This is a genomic window from Alcanivorax sp. HI0083 (assembly GCF_001635175.1).
On sequence record NZ_LWFX01001424.1, the window covers coordinates 1 to 3591 of the forward strand.

At 56.6% G+C, this 3591-nt stretch carries 5 protein-coding genes; 2 read left to right on the top strand and 3 right to left on the bottom strand.

What is annotated here, in order from left to right; translation table 11 throughout:
* Both A3754_RS21575 and A3754_RS21580 read left to right on the top strand, forming a co-directional pair.
* Window positions 1-732 (top strand): HD-GYP domain-containing protein (locus tag A3754_RS21575; protein ID WP_304439854.1); only part of this gene is annotated, 732 nt, incomplete at its 5' end.
* Between the two features lie 135 nt (window positions 733-867).
* A complete protein-coding gene (locus tag A3754_RS21580) occupies window positions 868-1680 on the top strand; it encodes a M23 family metallopeptidase (protein WP_082872382.1) in 813 nt (270 codons plus the stop codon).
* Window positions 1681-1729: 49 nt separating this feature from the next.
* Here the strand turns inward: A3754_RS21580 and A3754_RS21585 are convergent, their stop codons facing one another.
* The 3 genes from A3754_RS21585 to A3754_RS21595 all read right to left on the bottom strand — a co-directional run.
* Window positions 1730-2107: a DUF488 domain-containing protein gene (locus tag A3754_RS21585; RefSeq protein ID WP_063521302.1), complete on the bottom strand. Its 378-nt coding sequence runs from the start codon at window positions 2105-2107 to the stop codon at window positions 1730-1732.
* A 248-nt stretch (window positions 2108-2355) separates the two neighbouring features.
* Window positions 2356-3357 carry a nitronate monooxygenase family protein gene (locus tag A3754_RS21590; protein ID WP_063521303.1) on the bottom strand — a complete coding sequence of 334 codons (1002 nt, stop codon included), beginning with the start codon at window positions 3355-3357 and terminating at the stop codon, window positions 2356-2358.
* Window positions 3351-3591, bottom strand: a 241-nt coding sequence (locus tag A3754_RS21595) for a DsrH/TusB family sulfur metabolism protein (RefSeq protein WP_304439855.1), incomplete at its 5' end; no start/stop codon positions are given. The genes A3754_RS21595 and A3754_RS21590, both read right to left, overlap by 7 nt.

Sequence of the window (3591 nt, forward strand, 5' to 3'; positions counted from 1 at the left end):
CACGACCGCATTGATGAAGTCGCCAGTCGTTTTGCCGCCCTGCGGGCAGAAATCCAGTTCCGTTATGAAAAAGCCTGCTTGCTGAAACCGGAAGAAGAACCGGCCAGCCGGCAGCGGATGGAAGACGAAATTGATGCGCTGAAAGAAGAGCTGGCCTTTCTGGAGCGGATAAACCGTGGCGGAGAGGCCATGGCCGCGGTGGATCAAGAGCGAGTAAAGGCGATTGCTGCACGGACATGGACCGATGCCTGGGGGCAGGAAAAACCGCTACTTAGTGACGACGAAGTGTACAACCTGTGTATTCCGCGCGGCACACTGACACCGGAAGAGCGCAAGATTATCAACGGCCATATGGATGTGACCCTGGACATGCTGGGCTCCTTGCCATTTCCGCGTAAATTGCAGCGGGTGCCGGAATATGCCGGTGGCCACCATGAAAAAATGGATGGCACGGGTTTCCCGCTTGGCCTCACCCGTGACCAGATGTCGATTCCTGCACGGATCATGGCTATCGCCGATGTGTTCGAAGCGCTTACGGCCAAGGAGCGCCCCTATAAAACGCCGCTCAAACTCAGTGAAGCGCTGGGTATCATGCAGCGCATGCGCAACAACGATCACCTGGACCCGGACCTCTACCAACTGTTCATCCGCTCACAGGTGTGGCGTCAATACGGTGAGAAGCATCTGGACCCGGTGCAGCTGGATGTGGAGGATGGCAGCGCGTTTTTGTGACGGAATTTCTGTCGGTGAGTCGATAGCGCCGCGATCAAATTAGTTCAAAGTTCAAAGTTCAAAGTTCAAAGTTCAAAGTTCAAAGTTCAAAGTTCAAAGTTCAAAGGGAAGTGATTTTTTAATGTTGAGGTCTTTGTGCGTATTGTTTTTTTGATAGTGCTTTGCCTGTTGTCTTCGTTGTCCATGGCCAGCGACTGGTTGTTGTCATTGGAAGGGCCGCGTACCCAGGGTTCCTTGTTGCGTGGGCAGGTGGAAAATGGAGTGACTGTCAAGCTGGGCGACCGGGCAGTGCGCACCACCGATGCGGGTTTTTTCGTTGTGGGGGTTGGGCGTGACGCTGCTCTGCAACAGACGCTGTTATTGGAAAAAAACGGTGAGCAGCAACTGGTGCCGGTGATGCTGGAGAAACGTGAATATGCGATTCAGCGTATTGAAGGCGTGCCCAAACGCACGGTCGAACCGCCACCGGAAGCGGTGTTGAAACGAATACGTCGAGAAGTGGCCGAGATCAAAACTGCGCGGGATACGGATTCCGACCTGATGGCCTTTCTCAGTGATTTTCAGTGGCCACTCACCGGGCGTATCAGTGGTGTGTATGGCAGTCAGCGAGTCTATAACGGCAAGCCTGGCCGGCCACACTATGGCGTGGATGTGGCCCGGCCCACGGGTACGGTGGTGGTGGCGCCAGCGGATGCGGTGGTCACTTTGGTGCAACAGGACAATTATTATTCCGGTGGCACCTTGATTATGGACCACGGTTATGGAGTGTCATCCACCATGATCCACCTTAGCGAGGTGCTGGTGAAAGACGGGCAGACGGTGAAGCAGGGCGAGCCCGTGGCCAAAGTCGGTGCCAGCGGGAGAGCCACAGGCCCTCATCTGGATTGGCGCCTGAACTGGTTCGAGGTCAAGCTGGACCCGGTTACGGTAGTGCCGCCGATGAAGTAATGGCCCTGTTAAAACAATCGGGACTGTTTCTGCCCGCGTTGATTTTCCTTCACGGATTTGACGAATCCTGCAGATACATCTTTAGCGCCACCGCATTATTATGGGCTTCATCCCTGGCGCCATACACTAACGTAAGACGACCATCTTTGGCTGTTTGGCGTAATGCCTGCCGTGTTTCGTGCGGCAGGTTTTCACGCAATTCGCGGTGGTATTTCTGGTAAAACGCGGCCCACTTTTTCGGGTCGTGATCGAACCATTTTCGCAAGTCATCCGAAGGCGCCAATGCCTTGTTCCATTCGTCGATTTTCAGCTCGTCCTTGCTCACACCCCGCGGCCATAGCCGGTCGATGAGAATCCGGTAACCATCATCGGGGGCTGCCTTTTGGTAGGCACGTTTGCAGTGAATGTTGAACTCCTGAGAAGACATCTTTGACCTCCCTGGCTGGATAGCGTTGGAAATAACGGTATCAGGTTTTTCTGCGGTGTTGCTCGTTACTCTGGCATTGCTGTGGGCAGACACTGGAGCCGTGAGGATGAACATGTTTGGCCAGTATATAGACGAAGCTCCACAGTGATGCGGTGATCACGATAAGCAAGAAAAGACTGGGCAGCGGACGGATGCGTTCGCGATGGGATGTTTGTGGTTTTGTCGGTGGTGACATCGAAACCTCCCGATCAGCGTGGGGCCCTGCGCAGTTTGGCGATGCGGCTATGTATCTGGTCGAGTAACGTATCGATACGCTGCTGCACACTGGTGACGGCATGAATCTGGCTGCAGGATTGCCCGCAGAACAGCGCCATGTCATCGAGTTTCCCCCTGGCGTCAGCCAGTGGAGAATCGGTGGAAAAAAGATAGACCGGTTGCCCGTCCTGTTCGCCAATGCAGGTGTCGGGATCGGCCTGGTCATAATCGCCTCGGGTGACAGCGTTGTTGAGTACGCGCACCGGTGCCGGTTCATGCCAGTTGCGCGAAAAACGGGTGGTATGGACGGTGTCATCGGCACGGGCATCAACGATGCGTTGCTTATGGTGCAAGTGAGCGTTAGCTTCATGGGTGGCAAGAAACGCGCTGCCCAGACTGACGCCCTGTGCGCCCATTGATAAAGCCGCGAGGATGGCTTCACCGCTGGCAATGCCGCCGGAGGCCACCACCGGCACGTCACTATTGGCGGCGACCTGTGGGAGCAATGACAGGGTGGCCGTGGTGCCTCGAACATGACCACCGGCTTCGTATCCTTGCACGATCAATACATCGGCGCCGGCGGACTGAGCCAGGTCGGCATCACGCTGGCTGCCCACCTGACAGATTACCTGCTTGCCTTCTTTTTTGAGGTACTGCACCAGGCCGGTATCCACGTCCCAGAAAAACACAAAAGCGTCCACCTGGAGTGCCAGGCAGGTAGCAATCTGGTCCATCAGCAGGCGCCGTTCGGTGGCGGCGGGAATCAGGTTGACGGCGAAAGCCCCGTCGTTGATGGCGCGCAAGGCTTCCACTTCATGGCGGATGCGCGCCACGGGCTCACGAACCATACCCAGCACTCCGAAGCCGCCGGCCCGATTTACTGCCGCCACCAGTTGATGGCGGGATACGCCGCCCATACCTGCCAGCATGATGGGCAATTCGCAGCCCAGGGTATGCAGCAGCGGGGTGCGTAATGGTTGGGGAAGGATCACCATTGCCAGATCTGGTCCACGCTTTCATACAGGTTGACCAGGCCCTGGCGGCTGACGGCCTGAACTCCTTTGAGCAAGCTTTTGCGCTCCAGCCCCCGTTCTTCCAGATCCTCGCTAACGGCGTAAACGGGCACACCGCTTTCCAGCAGGTTGCTTAAATCCCGGGGCAGGTTGGCGGGCTGGGTTTGCGACCAGCCGGCCACGTTCAAGGCCGGTTGCGTTTGTTGCTGGGTGGCG